This window comes from Chryseobacterium gossypii (genome assembly GCF_041361455.1).
GTDB lineage: Bacteria > Bacteroidota > Bacteroidia > Flavobacteriales > Weeksellaceae > Chryseobacterium > Chryseobacterium gossypii.
Map to the genome: position 1 here is coordinate 44527 of NZ_JBGCUR010000010.1, position 16671 is coordinate 61197.

Here is a 16671-nt window from a genome sequence, read left to right on the forward strand (position 1 = left end):
AAAATATTTATTTTTTCTGGTTTCCAGGCTTTGTCTGTTGTTTTTTCTCCTGATCACTTTTGAGCTCCGGCTCCGAAGTCTGGAAATGGTAATGTCCGGCCTCTTTTTTAAGCTCATCGGAGAGAAGTTTTTCTACCCTGAGCTTCCTGATCGCCATATTAAGTTCATTTCCGAATAGGAGAAGATATACATTGACGTTTACCCAGACCATTAAGAGAATCATACTCCCGATGGAGCCATACAGCACGTTGTACTGTGCGATATTCTTCACATAGATAGCAAAAAAATAAGTGGTAACTACAAATAAAACCGTTGTGAGTACCGCTCCGGGAACAGCCTGCCTGAACCTGGTAATCTTTACGGTCCCCAGCCAGTAGAATAACGCAAGAAGGATAAAATAAAACAGAGGAAAAGAAACAAAACCAATAATCTTGGAAAGATTGTTTACCAGCCATGAAATATTATTGGACGGAGTAAACAGCTTCAGCACCACCTCTGAATAATACACCCCGAAAAGAGCCAGGAAAACAATGGTGATAAAGCCTATGGTGATAAAAAAGGAAAGGATAAACTCTTTGACGTCAGAAAGCTTCTCCTCACTGTTCTCATTAAATCCGTTGATGAGAGAGAAAGTACCGTTAGTAGCGAAGACCAGAGCGAGAATAATCGTCAAATTGCTCAGCCCTTTCATGTTCGGAATAATATTGTTTTCGATATATCCTTTCACATCGGCTTCCATATTGGTTGGAATAACATTATGCAGCAAGACTTCAAATATATAGAACTGAAGCTTGTCATAATGGGGCATATATGGTAAGACCGACAGCAGGAAAAGAATAAGCGGAAACAAACTTATAGTAAAGCTCCATGAGATGGCAGCCGCCTTTCTCCCTATTTTCCCTTTGAAAATCCCTTTAATGTAGATCTGGAACATCTCCCAGAGTGATATCCCCAGAACAGGAATATGTATACCATCAAAAAAATCTTGAATTTTCAAGATAAATTTAGGAACCTTTATAGCCATTCTACTAAAATATGATCAATTATCAAAATCTTTACAAAACTGAGGCGCACCGATCCCTGAATCAATTCCCAATCTGAGTTGCCGTATGAAAGGCAGGATTTAAAGAGGAATCAACAAATTTTCATCATTCTTGCGCTGTTGGCTGTAAAAGTACAGATTTTTTATAATATGGACGGAACGGGAAGTTTCAGGATTAAAATCAGCCCGAAACCATTCCCCTTCCGGTGTCAGCCATTTCCGCTATTATCAATATCTTTGCTTTTTTAAGCATATGCGAATCAATCTACTTTGTATCGGTAAAACGGACGATAAGGAAATTATTTCTCTGATCAATTATTATCTTACCCGCCTCCCCAAGCATTGGAATTTTGAAATAAACGAGATTCCGGATGTGAAGAACGCCAAAAACCTGTCCCCTGATCTTTTAAAAAAGGAAGAAGCCAGGTTATTCCTGAATCTGATTGATAAAAATGATCTGGTCATACTCCTGGATGAAAAGGGAAAGCAATATACCAGCAGGGAATTTTCACAGAAAATAGATGCCTGGATGAATCTTTCGGTAAAAAAGGTACATCTTTTAATCGGAGGAGCTTATGGCTTTTCGGAGGAAATCTATGGCAGGGCCAATGAAAAAATATCTTTATCCAAAATGACCTTCACTCACCAGATGATCCGGCTTTTCATCGTGGAGCAATTATACCGGGCAGACCAGATTTTACAGGGAAAGCCTTATCATAATGACTAACGGGCTACTTTTTTACGCATTTAGAATAATAATCCTCCAAAACCGTCTTTTCATACCCGAGACTTACCGCTTTGTCCAGGCTGGCACAGGCTTCTTTCGGCTTGGAAGTATCGAATAAGATCAGAGCTTTGGTTACGTAAGACTGGGCGAACTTCGGATCAACGCTAATGGCCTTGTTAACATCAGCGAGTGCTTCCTTCGTCTTTTTCATTTTAAGGTAGACGTCAGCCCGTCCGTTATACAGCAATGATTCTGGTTTTTCGGAGATAAGCTGATTATAATCTTTCAGTGCACCTTCCAGATCTCTGCTATTTTTCTTGAGGTTAGCCAAGTCGGTTCTGGCATATATATTATCCGGTGCAAAGCTTAAGATGTGATTCAAATCATTAATGGCCAGATCTCTTTTTCCCTGGCTCTCATAGATTTTAGATCTTGTAAGGTAGAGATCTGCATTCTCATCATTAATCTGGAGACCTTTATTGATATATTCCAGAGCTTTCGTCTTGCTTCCTTTCTGGCTGTGCAGGGAAGCCAGATTAGCATATACCGAGGGAGACAACGGATTAGACCTTAAGGCAGATTCATAGGATTTAAAAGCCTGAGCCGTTTTACCCAGCCTTCTCTGTGCTGTTCCCAGATTATTGTAATATTCGGACTGAAGCTTCTGGATCTGCTCTTTTTCAGCCAGTTTGGAATATTGTTCTTCTGCACAGGTATAATTTGCTTTTTTAAAGCACTCCTCTGCGGTCTTTAAATCCTGGGCATAAAAATCAGATGAAATAAAAGCTACTGCTACAAAAAATAAATATTTTCTCATGGGGTTATATTTTGTTTGTTGATTACTTTTCTGGCAAGCGCAGCAAAGGCCACTCCCAATAAAAGTCCAACAAACGCCCCCACCAAGATATCTATCGGGAAATGTACTCCTAAATATATACGGCTATAAGCAATTACTGCTGCCCATACAAATATAGCATAAGGAAACCAATTAAGTTTCTTTTTGAGCAAAATACTTAAATAAGTTGCCAGAAAGAATGTATTGGAAGCATGGGCAGAATAAAACCCGAACTGTCCGCCACATTTTACGGACCTCATATGATGTTCCAGGGCGGGATCATGGCAGGGCCTCAGCCTTGCAACCCCATATTTGAAAACACCGGCCAGCTGATCAGAGACCGTAACACCGATAGCTATGAATATCAGAATAAATACCAGCGATCTCAGCTGATAATTTTTATATAGAAAGTACAGGAATATAATGTAAAGCGGAACCCATATCCAGGTGCTGGAAATCAGCAGCCAGAACTGATCAAAGGAAGGATCTCCCAAATTATTGAGATACAAAAAGATCCTTTTATCCTCCTGAATTATCTCTTCCATCAGATTATCGGCTTACAGGGCCCTCATAAGTTTCATCTTCGGAAGGCTTAGGTTTTGCAGGCTGAGAGGAAGGTTCGGTAAGAATATCCTTTTCAATATCCTTCATTGGATTGAAATCCTTGGCGGCATCTTTTACTTTTTCGATCTCACGCTTTATTTCAGAAACAGGATTATCCGTTTCCTTCATAATCTCAGTTTTGATATCTTCTACCGCACCACGCATTTTCCTTATGCCTGTTCCCAGATCACGCGCTATCTGAGGCAGTTTATCGGGTCCGAACAATACAACGATCGCCACAGCAATCAGTGCCATTTCTCCAAAGCTTAATTCCATGGTGTAAAATTACGAAAGATTATAAATATATGATAAGTAAACATAAATTTTAAACAAATTTTAAGAATTAAAAAATATATTGTTTTCCACTTAAAACCACCTATAAAGATACTTAATTTTTGCAATCGACAGGGTTTGGTTCCGGATAAAGTATTAAGCCTCTTAATGTTCAATCCGGTTTTAATGTTTTTCAAATAATAATAACCCGCGGTGCATTTAAGCAATTCGAGTTTTTAAGTTGTTAATATTCTATTGCTTAGTTTATTAATCCATTGTATAACAGTCAGAGCCATTATCTTAGATATATTCTGTTCTTGAACCCATCAAAGGATTTGTAAGTCTCCCTCAACGTTGGATAGTTTTATACCCTTTGTTTTTGTAAAAATATAAAATCTTTCATTTCGTTTTTGCTGTTGTCGAAAAGCTTTGTTGGAAGGGAGGAAATTCTGCATCGGGATTCGGGGTTGGCGAGTTTTCCTCTTTCAACAGATACTGCTTGGGAGCACATTCCGTAAACTCTCATGGGGTCTGTAATGGTTATAATGATCCACCCACTCCCCAGTAATTTCTCTTACTTCAACCAGATTTAAAGATTCTCACATCCAGAACTTCCGTACGGTAGGTCCTGTTGAATCTTTCTATATATGTGTTCTGTACAGGCTTTCCCGGCTGAATGTAACGGATCTCAATTCTGTGCTTGTGACACCAATTCGTGAAAACTGAGCTTGTAAATTCAGGTCCGTTATCTGTTCTTATGGCTGTTGGCTTTCGTTCTCAACCAATTTATGCTTATTTTTGAAAAAAGCTCAGATTATAAATCCAAGCCTAACTTTTAACTTACACACTTCGTGGGATAGTGTCGGAAAAATGTTCTATCTTTCACACCCTTGAGTGCATTCTGAAGTTTTTAATTTTAAACCTGTTTAAACTTTTATATAGTTGAGGATCAAAATACTTTTCATGTTTTGTATCCTCATTCCAATCATTCTCTTTAATATTCCCGATTATTTCTTTTCTATCTAGAATATTCCTGAATTTTTTGCTGTCAAAACCAGAGTCTGCATCGAGAAATAATCCTGTACATTCCATATCATTCAGAACATTTAGATAAAGATGGGTATCAATTTAAAGACTGGAAAAAACAGAGAGTTCGGGAAGCTACAGTTCTTTTTTTAAAGTGTTTTTATTCTCACAATATGCTATCTACTTGACAAACACAGTTGATCAAGTTTAATCATCATAAATCAAACGGCCAGAAAGATGATGGGGAACTACTTCCAAAGTTCTTCAAAACATCAGTAATCACTTTCTTCAAGTCTTCCCTATTCATAGCTTTTCCATTATTTGGAGGGCTAAGCTTCGTAGGTTCAATTTTAATATTATTAACCTTTTTTGCAAACCAGGTAACATTTTCGTGTGGCAAAGCCACTCCCAAGATCATCCCCGGTAAACCGTTGAAAGATTCAGGACCTCCTGATACGGGAATCTGATTCGTATAGAAAGCCACTACATAAATAGAATCCATAATGAGTCCGTTCGCTCTTCGACAATTAAATCCGGCAATTTCTCTAGTTTCATCCGTTATTTTCCATTTGATAGGCCGAATAGAATCATGTATCAGAAATGTATCTTCAAACACTTGTTTTTGTGTAATTTGTTTCTGCTTGTTATAATCCATATAAGTGGTATTTATTTGATTATAAGCAGGATTCCATCCAAAAAAATTATCCGAAACAGAAGCCTCTTTCTCCGGAGTGAAAAGACTTACAGTTTCTAAGAACAATAAAGTACTCTTTGTCCGTTTAAATTGAGGAAAGCTTTTTTTATATTCTTCAAAACGCATCTTTGAAACAACATCATCATTCGTAATCCCCTTTTGAATCAATGCATACATATTATTGCTCCGTTCATATTCTATGACTCCTTCCGTTATAAATTTTATTTCTTGTGCATATGTTTGTATACTGATCATGAACAAGATACACATCTGTGTGATAATATTTTTTTTCATACAATTATTTTATGGATTTTTGTCTCCTCCCATTTTATTGACATCCCAGGTAAGCGATAACATAAAGTATCTTTTTATTGTTGTAAAATTGGTTTGACTCATCACATTTCCATTAATACTTCTATTAAAACCGGTATTTTGATTCAACAGGTCATTGGCAGACAGGCTAAGGTTTAAACTCTCTGATTTCAGGAATTTCTTACTGATTTGAGCATTTAAAATCAAGGCATTAAAATTGATATTAAACAAGGATGTTTTTCCTCTATATTCATAACGGACATCTGAACTCAGCCCAATTTTCCCAGGCAGTTGAACACTTACATAAGCACTTCCATTGAGTCCCCAGCCATTATTATTCACCTCTTTTTGCAGAGAAGATTCGCTCGTAGTATAAGTAGGACCAAAAGTTATTGAACCTTGATAGGAATCATGATCATAGCTTGATAGTGTGAAACTTCCCGAGTAGGCATTAGACTGCATTTTATTAAGCACATTATTGGCGTAGCTGTAATAAGTATTACCTGTAGCATTAAGATACAGCCCCCCTGTCATTCCAATAAATTTTAATTTTTGTCGATAATTGGCATTTACACTGTAATTATAGGTTTTCTTACCTTCCAGATTCTCCCACCTGTAGATGCTTTTACCCGCATCATCTATTTCAATTGTATTGATGATAGGATTTGAAGTCATCCCAAAATTGACGCCTACATAAAGATTTTGCTCAATCAATGTGCGATAAGAATAATAGCTAATATTTATCCCATTATTGAAAGAGGGCTTAAGGAGCGGATTACCGGTAATAATATTCAACGGATCATTATTAATCCTTACAGGTTGCATCTGATCAAAAGTTGGTCTTATCGTACTGCCTAAATATCCGAATTCAAGCTGTTTCTGAGGACTAATCTGATATGATATATTGGCTTGTGGATTCCAATTGATAAAATTTCTTTTAAAGGAAGATTGTTGCGCCCAATTAAATTGATCAAGATCCATACTGATTATTTTTGTTCCGAAATTAATGGTCGTTTTCTCTTTCTTCAGATTAAAAATGGCACCTCCAACATTCATACGCTGAGTCAATGTATAATGACTACTATATTTCGCATCAGGAATGGTATATTGACCATCAGCTGAAAGATTAAATGTTTTTCTGTCTGCTGTATTTTTATTTATTCCATATGTATAGCTTAATACAAGACTTAATGAACTACTTAAAGGTTCTGTATATGTTAGATTGCCTGTAAATTCGGAACCTTTAATCGAATTGTTTTTATATTGGTCAATTACCTGCAGACTATCCGAACTTTCATTTGTTCCCAAAAATTCGTTATGAGTTCGTAAATATCCATCAGTTTTAGAATCTCCAAAACTTTGTTTGAAATTTGCTGACAATGTTCGCCCTACTTTCCTCAATCTTTTTGTCAGAAATACATCTGCATTCAAGGATTGATCGTATCCTTTATTTGTGATTGTTCTGAGACTTGTATTCAACAACCTCTCTTGTGAAAAGCTTTTCCCATTGAAAAATTGTTCGTTATTGATTTTTTTGTAATTTCCGGCTACAGAGATTTTCATACTAGAAGTAGAATCCGGTTTTATCTGATAACTGAGATCCAACTTTTGCCTGGATGTACCGTTGGAAAAAGACTGATCCGAATTTGAAGAAATAATTCCCGATACTAAATTATTTTGAGTTATTGTATTTTTAGAACCGTCAACACCAATAGAACCATTTTTATAATTGATATTAACAGATTCCTTATTGTCATTCCATTTGGTATCATAATGCAATCCTCCTGATTTGACTGTAGGAATCCCTTCTCCGGTATATTGTCCGGATTGTGCATCAAGCCCGTTTTCATCATCTTTAGTCATAGATCCTCGGCCTGCATCATCAAACTGAATATCATCTGCTGATCCGTATTTTTGGTTATCTTCCCATCCAAGACTTATTTTACCGGTATTACTAAGGATACCATAGGCAGAAAGCTTTTGTTTCCTTTTAAAATAATTGATCATTCCTTTAAGGTTATAAAACGTTCTGGTACCTCCTCCTACATCAAATTGTCCAAAGTATCCATTTTTGGCATCCTCTTTTAATTTGATATTAATGGTTTTCTCCTTTACTCTATCATCAATTCCCGTAAAGGCAGCTTGATCACTTTTTTTATCATATAACTGAACTTTAGAAACCATATCTCCTCTGATATTTTTAGTAACCAATGTAGGATCGTCTCCAAAGAATTCTTCACCATCCACAAGGACTTTATTTACTTTTTTGCCTTGTGCTGTAATCTTTCCTGCCTGATCAACCTGTATCCCCGGCAGCTGTCTCAGTAAGTCTTCTACCTTTGCATTAGGTTTAATAGTATATGATGAGGCATTAAATTCTGTAGTATCTTTTTTTATCTTTACTGCAGCAGCCTTTCCTTTTATAATAACTTCTTCAAGCAACTTCTCCTTCCGGAACAATTTTATCACATTAAAATCTATATCCTTCTTTTCTTCATCCGGACTAAATTGTACCACATGATCCTCATGACCGGGATAGGTAATCAGTAAAAACATTTTTTCGTATTGACTTCCGGAAATAGTAAAGTTTCCGTTTTCAGAAGCTCTGGTAAATTTGACTAAAGTAGAATCTTTAACCTTCAAAGCTGTAATCGTAGAACGATATAATGGTGAGCCGGAAGTACCATCCGTCACTGTTCCTTTAATATTCCAATTGGATTGTGCCTTACTATATCCTGAAATAAGAAATGTAAACAGGAATAAGAAAACTATAGTATATGTTGATTGGTAATTCATCTGTTTGTTTTTTTAATGACACAAACATAACGGCTTACCTTTTGCAATTAAAAAATAAATGACCAACACTCCTATTTCCATGATCAACTTAGTTTGTCATTTATTTTTGGATATGATAAGTGAGATGGAGAGCTTTGTAAATAAAAACAATGATGAAAAAAAGTATAAACTGGCCTATAGAAAAAATATCTTATGAAGTAGTCTTTTTTGTAATAGTATTATTTCTGACAGTCCTCCATCAGTGGATTGCTTCAAATACTTTTGGGTATTTTTTTAGTCCTATTCTATTCTTTTTTACGGTTTATATACAAGCTCAACTATACAAATACATTTCTTTACCATCACTAATCAATAAAAAATATATTCAGTTTATTTCCATTACAGTGGTTTATCTGTTATTTTTAGTATTGATATTTTCCGGTCTGAACAGATACTGGCCTAATCAGATATATCATCATGGTGAACGTAAAACAATCAAGTTTATCATTTATTATGTATCAACCTGTGTTATCAGTAGTATTCTTATCATTTTTTTGGCTTTAGTCAGGCAGTATTATCAGGCTTTGGAAAAAAGAACCCGGGATCAATTGCTTCTTAGTGAGATGAACACAAAGCTTCTTCATTATCAATTAAATCCACATTTTTTATTTAATATGTACAACAATCTGTATGGAGTAAGTTTAACACACCCTGAAAGAATCCCTAAACTCATTCTTCAACTTTCCAATCTTATGCGCTATCCTCTTGAAAAAGGCAACAACGCTGTTGTCAGCTTAAAAGAGGAACTTGAATACATTGAAACTTATGCTAATATAGAAAAAGAAAGAAGTGGCAAACGCTGTACTATTACTTTAATATTACCGGATAATAAAGATCTTCTTTCTCATTATCAAATAGCTCCTCTTATATTAATAACACTGGTTGAAAATGCCTTTAAACATAGTGCAGGTTCCATCAACAACTGGTTTGTATCCTTGCGTTTCGAAATCAGCGCTAATGAACTCAGGGTAGATATTTCAAATTCGTTACCGGCAACAACCGTAAAAAAAGAATCAATAGGCATCGGGCTTGCCAATATCCGTAAACGCCTTGATCTTTTATATCCTGACAATTATACTTTCGAAATCTATCGGTTAAGTGCAGAATATAGAACTATTTTAACCATTCAATTAAACGTATTATGAATTCCATGAATCCTTTAAACTGTATTATCGTAGATGATGAAGATGGTGCCCATCTCGTTATTGAGCATCATTTAAATGGCTTAAAAAGTCTGAATCTCTGTGGTAATTTTTTCAATGCAAAAGATGCTATGGATTATCTATATAAAAATTCAGTGGATCTGATATTTTTAGACATTAATATGCCCGGACTCACAGGAATGGAAATGCTGGCCACCATGAATCAGGCTCCCTTGGTAATTCTCACTACTGCCTATAGTGAATTTGCCCTTGAAAGCTACAAATATCAAGTAGTGGATTATCTGGTCAAACCTATTTCCCTTCTTAATTTTTTATCCGCTGTCGATAAAGCTATTTCCAGACTCAAACCAAGCAATTTTTCTCCAATCCCGGAAAAATTAGCTCTTTCAAATGAACGGATTACCTTAAAGATTGACGGAGATTACCATCGAATTAATCCTAATGAAATTATATATATACAAAGCTGGGGAAACTATGTAAAAGTATTTACAGGTGATAAGTTTCTCTTAACTCCAATAACCACCAATGAATTAGAGCAAAAACTGGATGCATCAAAATTTGTACGTATTCATAAATCCTACATTGTAGCATTAAATCAAATAAAGAAAATAGCTGGAAATAAGCTCTATTTAATGGATGAACGAGCTATTCCAATTGGAATAACTTATCGCAAACAACTTTTGGCGCTACTGTAATAAAGATAAGCCCTTTATTTGAAAATAAAAGACTTTTACGTTGGCCGAAATCCTCTTCTTTTAAGATAACCAAAGAAATTTTATGTAAAATTATAATTCCTCCATTTTACTGTTGAATATAGAATTACCGAGTATAATAGGCTAAAACTTCCTTCACGATCTCTGGGGCCTCAATAATAGACTCCCCAAGCTCTGTTTTCAGCCATTTAGTCGTGATTTCATTACGGGCATTATTACTTGACTTTTTTCCATTCTTGGTATAGCCCGAATGATATTCCAATTCTCCTGAAAGCATCGATTCCTGTAAATGAATGGAGATCTTTCAATAAACGGCTAACATCTTCTTGAGTTTTAAGCTCTTTTAAAACACCACTTTCTTCAATAATCTTTTTATAATCTTTCTCATAACTGTTTTTATAAAATTATATAAAAAAATAAGTCAAAGATTGGGAGCTTCCGAGTCTTTACTTTTCAAACTTTTTTTGAAAGGATAGTACAACTTTTAAAGCAAAATATCATCCTTTCTTTTTTACTTTAGACAACTTCGTTTGAAACTTTCGGATGTTAATTAACAAATAATTAATTCACAATAAAATGACTTATTGTTTTTTTTATTATTTTTAGCGAACCATTTAAATATAATTATGAGAAAATTAGTAACCGCATTTAAGCTGTTCGCTGTACTATCCGTTTTAGCATTGAACAGCTGCCAGGATGAAAACATTGAAATTCCACAGGATCAGGTTTCAAAAACAGTATCTGTATCTGACCTGAAGAAAGAGATTACCCCGGGTTTACAGGAACTGCCAAAAGTAGTTCAGACACAATTGGAGGATTCAAAAGTGAACCTTGGAAAATACCTGCGAAATGACCTGCAGATCACCGGTGTCACTATTTTAGGCCGGCTAGGCACACCTCAGAGTATTGAGATCTCAAAAAAATTAATTTCAGAAAAAGAAGGTTATATAGCTTTCGGAAATATTACAGATCCGGCATCTGTAAAAACCGGAAAGATGAACGAGCTTTATTCGGGAAATGCACTGTCCATCGCTCAGTCCGGACTGAGAGAATTGGCGGAAAAGGAAATCAAACCTGATATGGGTGTTATTGAAATTACCTGGAAAAATAATAAAACTCAATTCACCACCCTATGTTTTTTCAATGATTCAGGGATCATCTGGGATAATGTTCTGGGAGGATTGATCATGATGGACACAAGAGGCAATACCGAGACCTCAACTTCCGGCAATCCTATGGCAAAGGTTTCTTCCAAATGGTCTAAACAATGGTGGACAGCAAACTGGCTGTGGGGTTCCAAACGAGGTGAGATTGGCTATAAGATCACTATCTATTATTCCGGATCTACAGTGTCTAATACTGATGTGAGCGACTGGGGAAGCATCAGCCTAGGTAAGGCAAAGAGCGAAAGTAAGATCCTTAAAAGCACTGGTGCCTACGGACAATGCAGATACGCATTGGGACTTTGTACGCCGTTAGGCTCTCTAAGCTTTAATACAAGCAACTTCACGGTATCCTTCTCCGGACTGGGAAGCAATGTTGTAAGCAACGGAACAAAATCACTATATCCATAAATTATATTCTTTCAACAAAGCGGGGAATCAAATTTGATTCCCCGTTTTTTATTGTCTAGATTTTTTTCTTATTCTGAAAGCCATAATAAGTGATGATTACACTTATCGTCATTAAAATGAACGCTAAAAAGAACGGCGCTCCTGAGAATTTAAACGGAGCCTCATCATGAGTAAAAAAGTAAAATAAGTTGGTCATCAGTGGAGGTCCTATGATAGAGGTGGCACTCATCAGGCTGGTCAGGGATCCCTGAAGTTCTCCCTGCTCATTAGACGGAACACTCTTTGTAATGACAGACTGAAGTGCCGGCCCGCAGATTCCCCCCAAACAATAAGGCACCAGGAAAACAAACATCATCCATCCCTGAGAAGCAAAAGCGAAGAGTAACATTCCGAGTGCATAGAGTGCAAGCCCGTAATAAATACTTTTTTCTTCACCCAATCTCGGCGTGGTCCATCTTATCAGTCCACCCTGAACCAATCCTACCAGGGCTCCTACTACTCCAAGGGAAATCCCGACCATTCTCTCGGTCCAGTTGAATTTATACATGGTAAAAAAGCTCCAGTTGCTCTGTACGGCATGGGCTGCAATATAGATCAGGATAAGGGCAACTATCATCCCTGAAATCTCAGGATGCTTCCCCAGGAATTTAAATGAACCAACTGGGTTAGCCCTTTTCCAGCTGAACTCCCTTCTTTTGTCTTTATCCAAACTTTCAGGAAGAATAAAATAACCATACAGGAAGTTTAACAGACAAAGACCTGCTGCGGCATAAAAAGGTACTCTGGAACCGTAATGTCCCAGCACACCTCCCAGAACAGGGCCTATGATAAATCCTAATCCAAAAGCAGCCCCGATGAGCCCAAAATTCTTAGCACGGTCCTCATCCGTGGAAATATCTGCAATATAGGCACTGGCCGTAGTAACACTGGCTCCGGTAATACCGGCAATAACCCTTCCCAGGAAAAGCCACCAGATGGTCGGAGACAATGCAAGGAAAATATAATCAACCGCAAAACCGAAAAGCGAGATCAGAATGATAGGTCTTCTTCCATATTTATCACTCAGATTGCCAATAACCGGGGAAAATATAAATTGTGTAAAGGCATAGGCAAATCCCAGCCATCCACCATATTTGGCAGCTTCACTTATATCGCTGTGAATGAGTTCCTCGATCAGTTTCGGTACTACGGGAATAATGATCCCCCATCCAGTGATATCAATTAATAATGTTATAAAAATGAAGCCGATGGCAGCTTTTTTCTTTGAATTTTCCATAATGCTGCAAAAATAAAGAAATAAGAAAAAATAATGATTCTAAATTATATAAAAAGGCCTACCTCATAATTATGTATGAAATAGGCCTAACCAAAACTATTACTACTGAAATTTTTATTTAAAATTTGAATGAATCATCCTGTTGGATATGATATATCTGATAAGACAATACTTAATGATTACTTTATGGCACATTACTGTATTGATAATCTGTATGGGAGTGTTTATACCCTATTTGCGTGTGAATAATATTGCAGCAGTGAAGGCTGCAGTAATAACTTTTTTTCTTTCATATTGTTTGTTTCAGGCAAAAATATTATTGATTTAGAAGAAATAACAAATTAATCCATACTACATATGTACTTCTCTTACTGTCGATCATGAATAGTTCAGAGGTAGTACATGCAGCTTTGTTAATCTTCATATCCTGTTGGAAGGAGACAACAGGTATACAAAAACCACAGCCGAACCAAAAGAATGATTTAGGAGCACAGCAAAAGAAGCTTTGTCCTTTTATCATCCAACATCTTAATAAATCCAAAACATTATGAAAATATCCGCCAAGGTATAAGCAAAAAATAAAAGGCTCCCTGAAACAGGCAGCCTTTTATTTATTTAAATGTAGTATGATTATTTTGAAGCAAGTACTTCTTTGTTGGTAGTCGATTTACCGTGTACATCCTCTTCCTTTCCGGTCTTCAGGAAATCGTAAGCGATAGCTGAGGCAATGAAGATCGATGAATAGGTACCGAATCCGATACCAATTAACATGGCAAACATGAATCCTCTCAGGTTATCCCCACCAAAGATAAAGATCGCAAGGATAACAAGAATGGTAGTGAATGAGGTATTGAACGTTCTGCCCAGAGTACTGGAAATAGAATCGTCGAACAGCCCTGCCAATGTTATTGATTTCTTCTCTCTCAGATATTCCCTGATCCTGTCAAAAATGATCACGGTATCATTGATAGAGTATCCCAGTACGGTAAGGATCGCCGCAATGAAGTCCTGGTTGATCTCCATGTTGAACGGCATATACTTATGAAGCAAGGAATAAGCTCCCAAAATGATAACCGCGTCGTGGAATAATGCCGCAACAGCCCCAAGGGAAAACTGCCATTTTCTGAATCTCAACAAGATGTAGATGAAGATGATCCCCAATGCGCCTACAACCGCAAAGATACCGTGAGTTTTGATATCATCGGCCACCGTAGGTCCTACTTTTTCAGAAGAGATGATTCCGGCATGATCCTTATCGGCAGATTTGAAATCTTTCAACGTAAGTCCTGCAGGCAGGTTTGATTTTAATCCTTCGTACAGCTTTTGCTCGATAGTCTGGTCTGCCTTCAAGGATTCATCTTCGATCAGGTAATCCGTAGAAATCTTTAACTGTCTGTTGTTTCCAAAGGTTTTAGCTTCTACTGAAGAATTTTTACCATCTTCCGTTCTGAATAATTTTACCAGATTTTCTTCTACTTCATTTGCATTCACATCCTTGTCGAATCTTACCACATAGTTTCTACCTCCTGTGAAATCAATTCCGTATTTGAACCCGTGGGTAAAAATTGATCCGATACAGATAACCGTTAAAACTGCAGACAAGATATAGGCATATTTTCTTTTTCCGATGAAATCAATCCACGTATTCCTGAACAGGTTCTTCGTAGGAGCCGTCCATACAGAAAGACCTTTTCCTTTGTTCAGCCTGCTGAAGATCATTACTCTTGAAAGCAGTACAGAAGTGAATAACGTCATCGCGATACCGATCATCAGGGTAAGGGCAAAGCCTTTGATTGGCCCGGTTCCGAAGAAGAATAAAACCACAGCGGTAAGGAAAGTGGTCGTGTGACCATCAATGATCGCATTCAATGCATGTTTGAAACCGTCTTTATAGGCTTCAAGAATATTTTTCCCTGCAAATAATTCTTCTTTGGTCCTTTCATAAATGATTACGTTCGTATCTACTGCAACGGCCATCGTAAGAACAATACCCGCGATACCAGGAAGTGTAAGGGTGAAATCTCCCGAATCCATGATACCGAAGATATAGAAAAGGTTGATGATCATTGCGATTACCGCATAGATACCGGCACCACCATAATAGAAAATGATATAAACGATGATAATCAGGAAGGCAATAACAAATGACATCAATCCTGCGTTGATGGACTCCTGCCCTAAAGAAGGTCCCACCTGAGTAGCCTGAACTACTTTAGCTCCGGCAGGCAATTTTCCTGCTCCTAAAACGTCAACGAGTTCCTTAGCCTCTTCCTGAGAGAAGTTTCCTGAGATCTGCGTTCTACCGTTAGGAATTGCATTCACAACGTTTGGAGCGGTATAAACTCTGTTGTCAAGTGTCACGGCTACCGGCTTTCCTACATTTTTCTCAGTCAGGGTTTTCCAGTCTTTTGCCCCTTTGGAATCCATCTGCATGTCTACCACTACCCTGCCCAGTTCATCATAGCTGATATTGGCGGTTTCTACAGCACCGTCTACCGGAGCTTTCTGATTAATATTTCCTCTGATGGCATACAACACAAGGCTTTCAGGATCTGTAGCCTCAGGTTTATATCCCCACATGAATTGTGTATATTTAATATTTGCCGGGCGTAAAGACTGAGCTACTTTACTGTTCAGTATCTTGTTCACAACAGCGGTATCAGACAGCTTTACATTGGCAACACCATTGGTTCTTAATTTATCCAGGTGTATAAGATTCATGAAGTTTACATTTTTTGCCACTCCCATAGAATCCGCTTTCGCAGTCACCATAGTGGTCAGGGTCTGGAAATAAGGTATTACCTCAGGTACCTGCTGTACTTCCCAGAACTGAAGTTTTGCAGAAGTCTGAAGCATTTTTTTCACCTTATCGATGTCTTTCATACCAGGCATCTCTACGGAGATTCTTGCTGTTCCCGGTACTCTCTGAACATTCGGCTGAATGGCCCCCAACTTGTCAATTCTCGTTCTGATCACTTCAAAAGCAGTTCCTACAGAAGCATCGATCCTTCTTTTCACGATGCTCTTTACCTGCTCATCAGTAGTATTGTATTTGATCTCGGTAAGATTAGTATTCCCGAAAATCTCAGGATCTGCAAGTTTAAGATTGGTACCTTTTGCTTTATTTACAGCATCAAACTGTTCAAAAAAATTGTCTATATAAGATTTTGTAGAATTTTTCTGAACCTCATCGGTTTTGTTTAAAGCTTCAATAAGAACAGGATTTGTGGAATAATTCGTCAAATCATTCACCAAATCTCTCTGGTTGATCTCTAAAAGAACGTTGATTCCGCCTTTAAGGTCAAGACCAAGCTTCATTTCTTTATCCTTAGCCTTGGAATAATAAAGTTTCGTAAATCCGAGATTAAGAGTATCTTCCTTTATTCGCTTGATCTCTTTCTCATTTCCTTTCGCAGCTTCTATCTGCGATTCAATTTTGCCGGCATACCAGGTAGGCAATAGCTCATTTAAGCAAATTAGCCCCAGTACAATAGCAACAATTGTAATAAGTCCTTTTCCTTGCATTTTGTTATACTACGTTAAATTAAGTCGGCAAATATAATCATTTTCTTCAATTTTATGAATTTTTTAACAACAG

Annotated in this window: 14 protein-coding genes and 1 pseudogene; 4 read left to right on the top strand and 11 right to left on the bottom strand. The window is 37.1% G+C overall.

All coding sequences use genetic code 11. The features are described 5' to 3' along the window. Positions 1–7: 7 nt before the first annotated feature. On the bottom strand, positions 8–1024 hold the full coding sequence (locus ABMQ40_RS07660) for a YihY/virulence factor BrkB family protein (protein WP_370898198.1): 1017 nt from the start codon (positions 1022–1024) through the stop codon (positions 8–10). A gap of 271 nt (positions 1025–1295) precedes the next feature. On the opposite strand from ABMQ40_RS07660, the gene ABMQ40_RS07665 reads away from it, so the two are divergent. Next, entirely contained in the window at positions 1296–1769 is a 474-nt protein-coding gene (locus ABMQ40_RS07665; RefSeq protein ID WP_370898200.1) for a 23S rRNA (pseudouridine(1915)-N(3))-methyltransferase RlmH, read from the top strand. Positions 1770–1773: 4 nt separating this feature from the next. Here the strand turns inward: ABMQ40_RS07665 and ABMQ40_RS07670 are convergent, their stop codons facing one another. The 7 genes and pseudogenes from ABMQ40_RS07670 to ABMQ40_RS07700 form a co-directional block, all read right to left on the bottom strand. Further along, positions 1774–2586, bottom strand: coding sequence for a tetratricopeptide repeat protein (locus tag ABMQ40_RS07670; protein WP_370898202.1), 813 nt, complete (start codon positions 2584–2586; stop codon positions 1774–1776). Then, the gene (locus tag ABMQ40_RS07675; RefSeq protein WP_370898204.1) at positions 2583–3149 is read right to left on the bottom strand and encodes a phosphatase PAP2 family protein; all 567 of its coding nucleotides are present in this window, start codon (positions 3147–3149) and stop codon (positions 2583–2585) included. Before ABMQ40_RS07675 ends, ABMQ40_RS07670 begins: the two co-directional genes overlap by 4 nt. A gap of 4 nt (positions 3150–3153) precedes the next feature. Next, positions 3154–3483 carry a Sec-independent protein translocase subunit TatA/TatB gene (locus ABMQ40_RS07680; protein WP_370898206.1) on the bottom strand — a complete coding sequence of 110 codons (330 nt, stop codon included), beginning with the start codon at positions 3481–3483 and terminating at the stop codon, positions 3154–3156. A gap of 482 nt (positions 3484–3965) precedes the next feature. Beyond that, positions 3966–4251: pseudogene (locus tag ABMQ40_RS07685) on the bottom strand (transposase); the annotation flags it as partial. A gap of 111 nt (positions 4252–4362) precedes the next feature. Further along, on the bottom strand, positions 4363–4572 hold the full coding sequence (locus ABMQ40_RS07690) for a hypothetical protein (protein ID WP_370898208.1): 210 nt from the start codon (positions 4570–4572) through the stop codon (positions 4363–4365). Positions 4573–4720: 148 nt separating this feature from the next. After that, complete coding sequence (locus ABMQ40_RS07695) at positions 4721–5494, bottom strand: GLPGLI family protein (RefSeq protein WP_370898210.1); 774 nt, start codon at positions 5492–5494, stop codon at positions 4721–4723. 9 nt (positions 5495–5503) lie between these two features. Continuing rightward, positions 5504–8308, bottom strand: a complete 2805-nt coding sequence (locus ABMQ40_RS07700; protein ID WP_370898212.1) for an outer membrane beta-barrel family protein — start codon at positions 8306–8308, stop codon at positions 5504–5506. A gap of 149 nt (positions 8309–8457) precedes the next feature. Here ABMQ40_RS07700 and ABMQ40_RS07705 point away from each other — a divergent pair, with 149 nt between their 5' ends. Both ABMQ40_RS07705 and ABMQ40_RS07710 read left to right on the top strand, forming a co-directional pair. Next, positions 8458–9492 carry a sensor histidine kinase gene (locus tag ABMQ40_RS07705; RefSeq protein WP_370898214.1) on the top strand — a complete coding sequence of 345 codons (1035 nt, stop codon included), beginning with the start codon at positions 8458–8460 and terminating at the stop codon, positions 9490–9492. Between the two features lie 5 nt (positions 9493–9497). Beyond that, the gene (locus ABMQ40_RS07710) at positions 9498–10205 is read left to right on the top strand and encodes a LytR/AlgR family response regulator transcription factor (protein WP_370898216.1); all 708 of its coding nucleotides are present in this window, start codon (positions 9498–9500) and stop codon (positions 10203–10205) included. A 124-nt stretch (positions 10206–10329) separates the two neighbouring features. On the opposite strand, the gene ABMQ40_RS07715 is transcribed toward ABMQ40_RS07710, so the two are convergent. Then, positions 10330–10500 carry a hypothetical protein gene (locus tag ABMQ40_RS07715; RefSeq protein ID WP_370898219.1) on the bottom strand — a complete coding sequence of 57 codons (171 nt, stop codon included), beginning with the start codon at positions 10498–10500 and terminating at the stop codon, positions 10330–10332. A 349-nt stretch (positions 10501–10849) separates the two neighbouring features. On the opposite strand from ABMQ40_RS07715, the gene ABMQ40_RS07720 reads away from it, so the two are divergent. Further along, positions 10850–11797, top strand: coding sequence for a hypothetical protein (locus ABMQ40_RS07720; RefSeq protein WP_370898221.1), 948 nt, complete (start codon positions 10850–10852; stop codon positions 11795–11797). A 55-nt stretch (positions 11798–11852) separates the two neighbouring features. On the opposite strand, the gene ABMQ40_RS07725 is transcribed toward ABMQ40_RS07720, so the two are convergent. Both ABMQ40_RS07725 and secD read right to left on the bottom strand, forming a co-directional pair. Continuing rightward, the gene (locus ABMQ40_RS07725) at positions 11853–13073 is read right to left on the bottom strand and encodes a TCR/Tet family MFS transporter (protein WP_370898223.1); all 1221 of its coding nucleotides are present in this window, start codon (positions 13071–13073) and stop codon (positions 11853–11855) included. 630 nt (positions 13074–13703) lie between these two features. After that, positions 13704–16598 (bottom strand): protein translocase subunit SecD, encoded by a 2895-nt coding sequence (gene secD / locus ABMQ40_RS07730; RefSeq protein WP_370898225.1) that lies wholly within the window; start codon positions 16596–16598, stop codon positions 13704–13706. Positions 16599–16671: the final 73 nt, after the last annotated feature.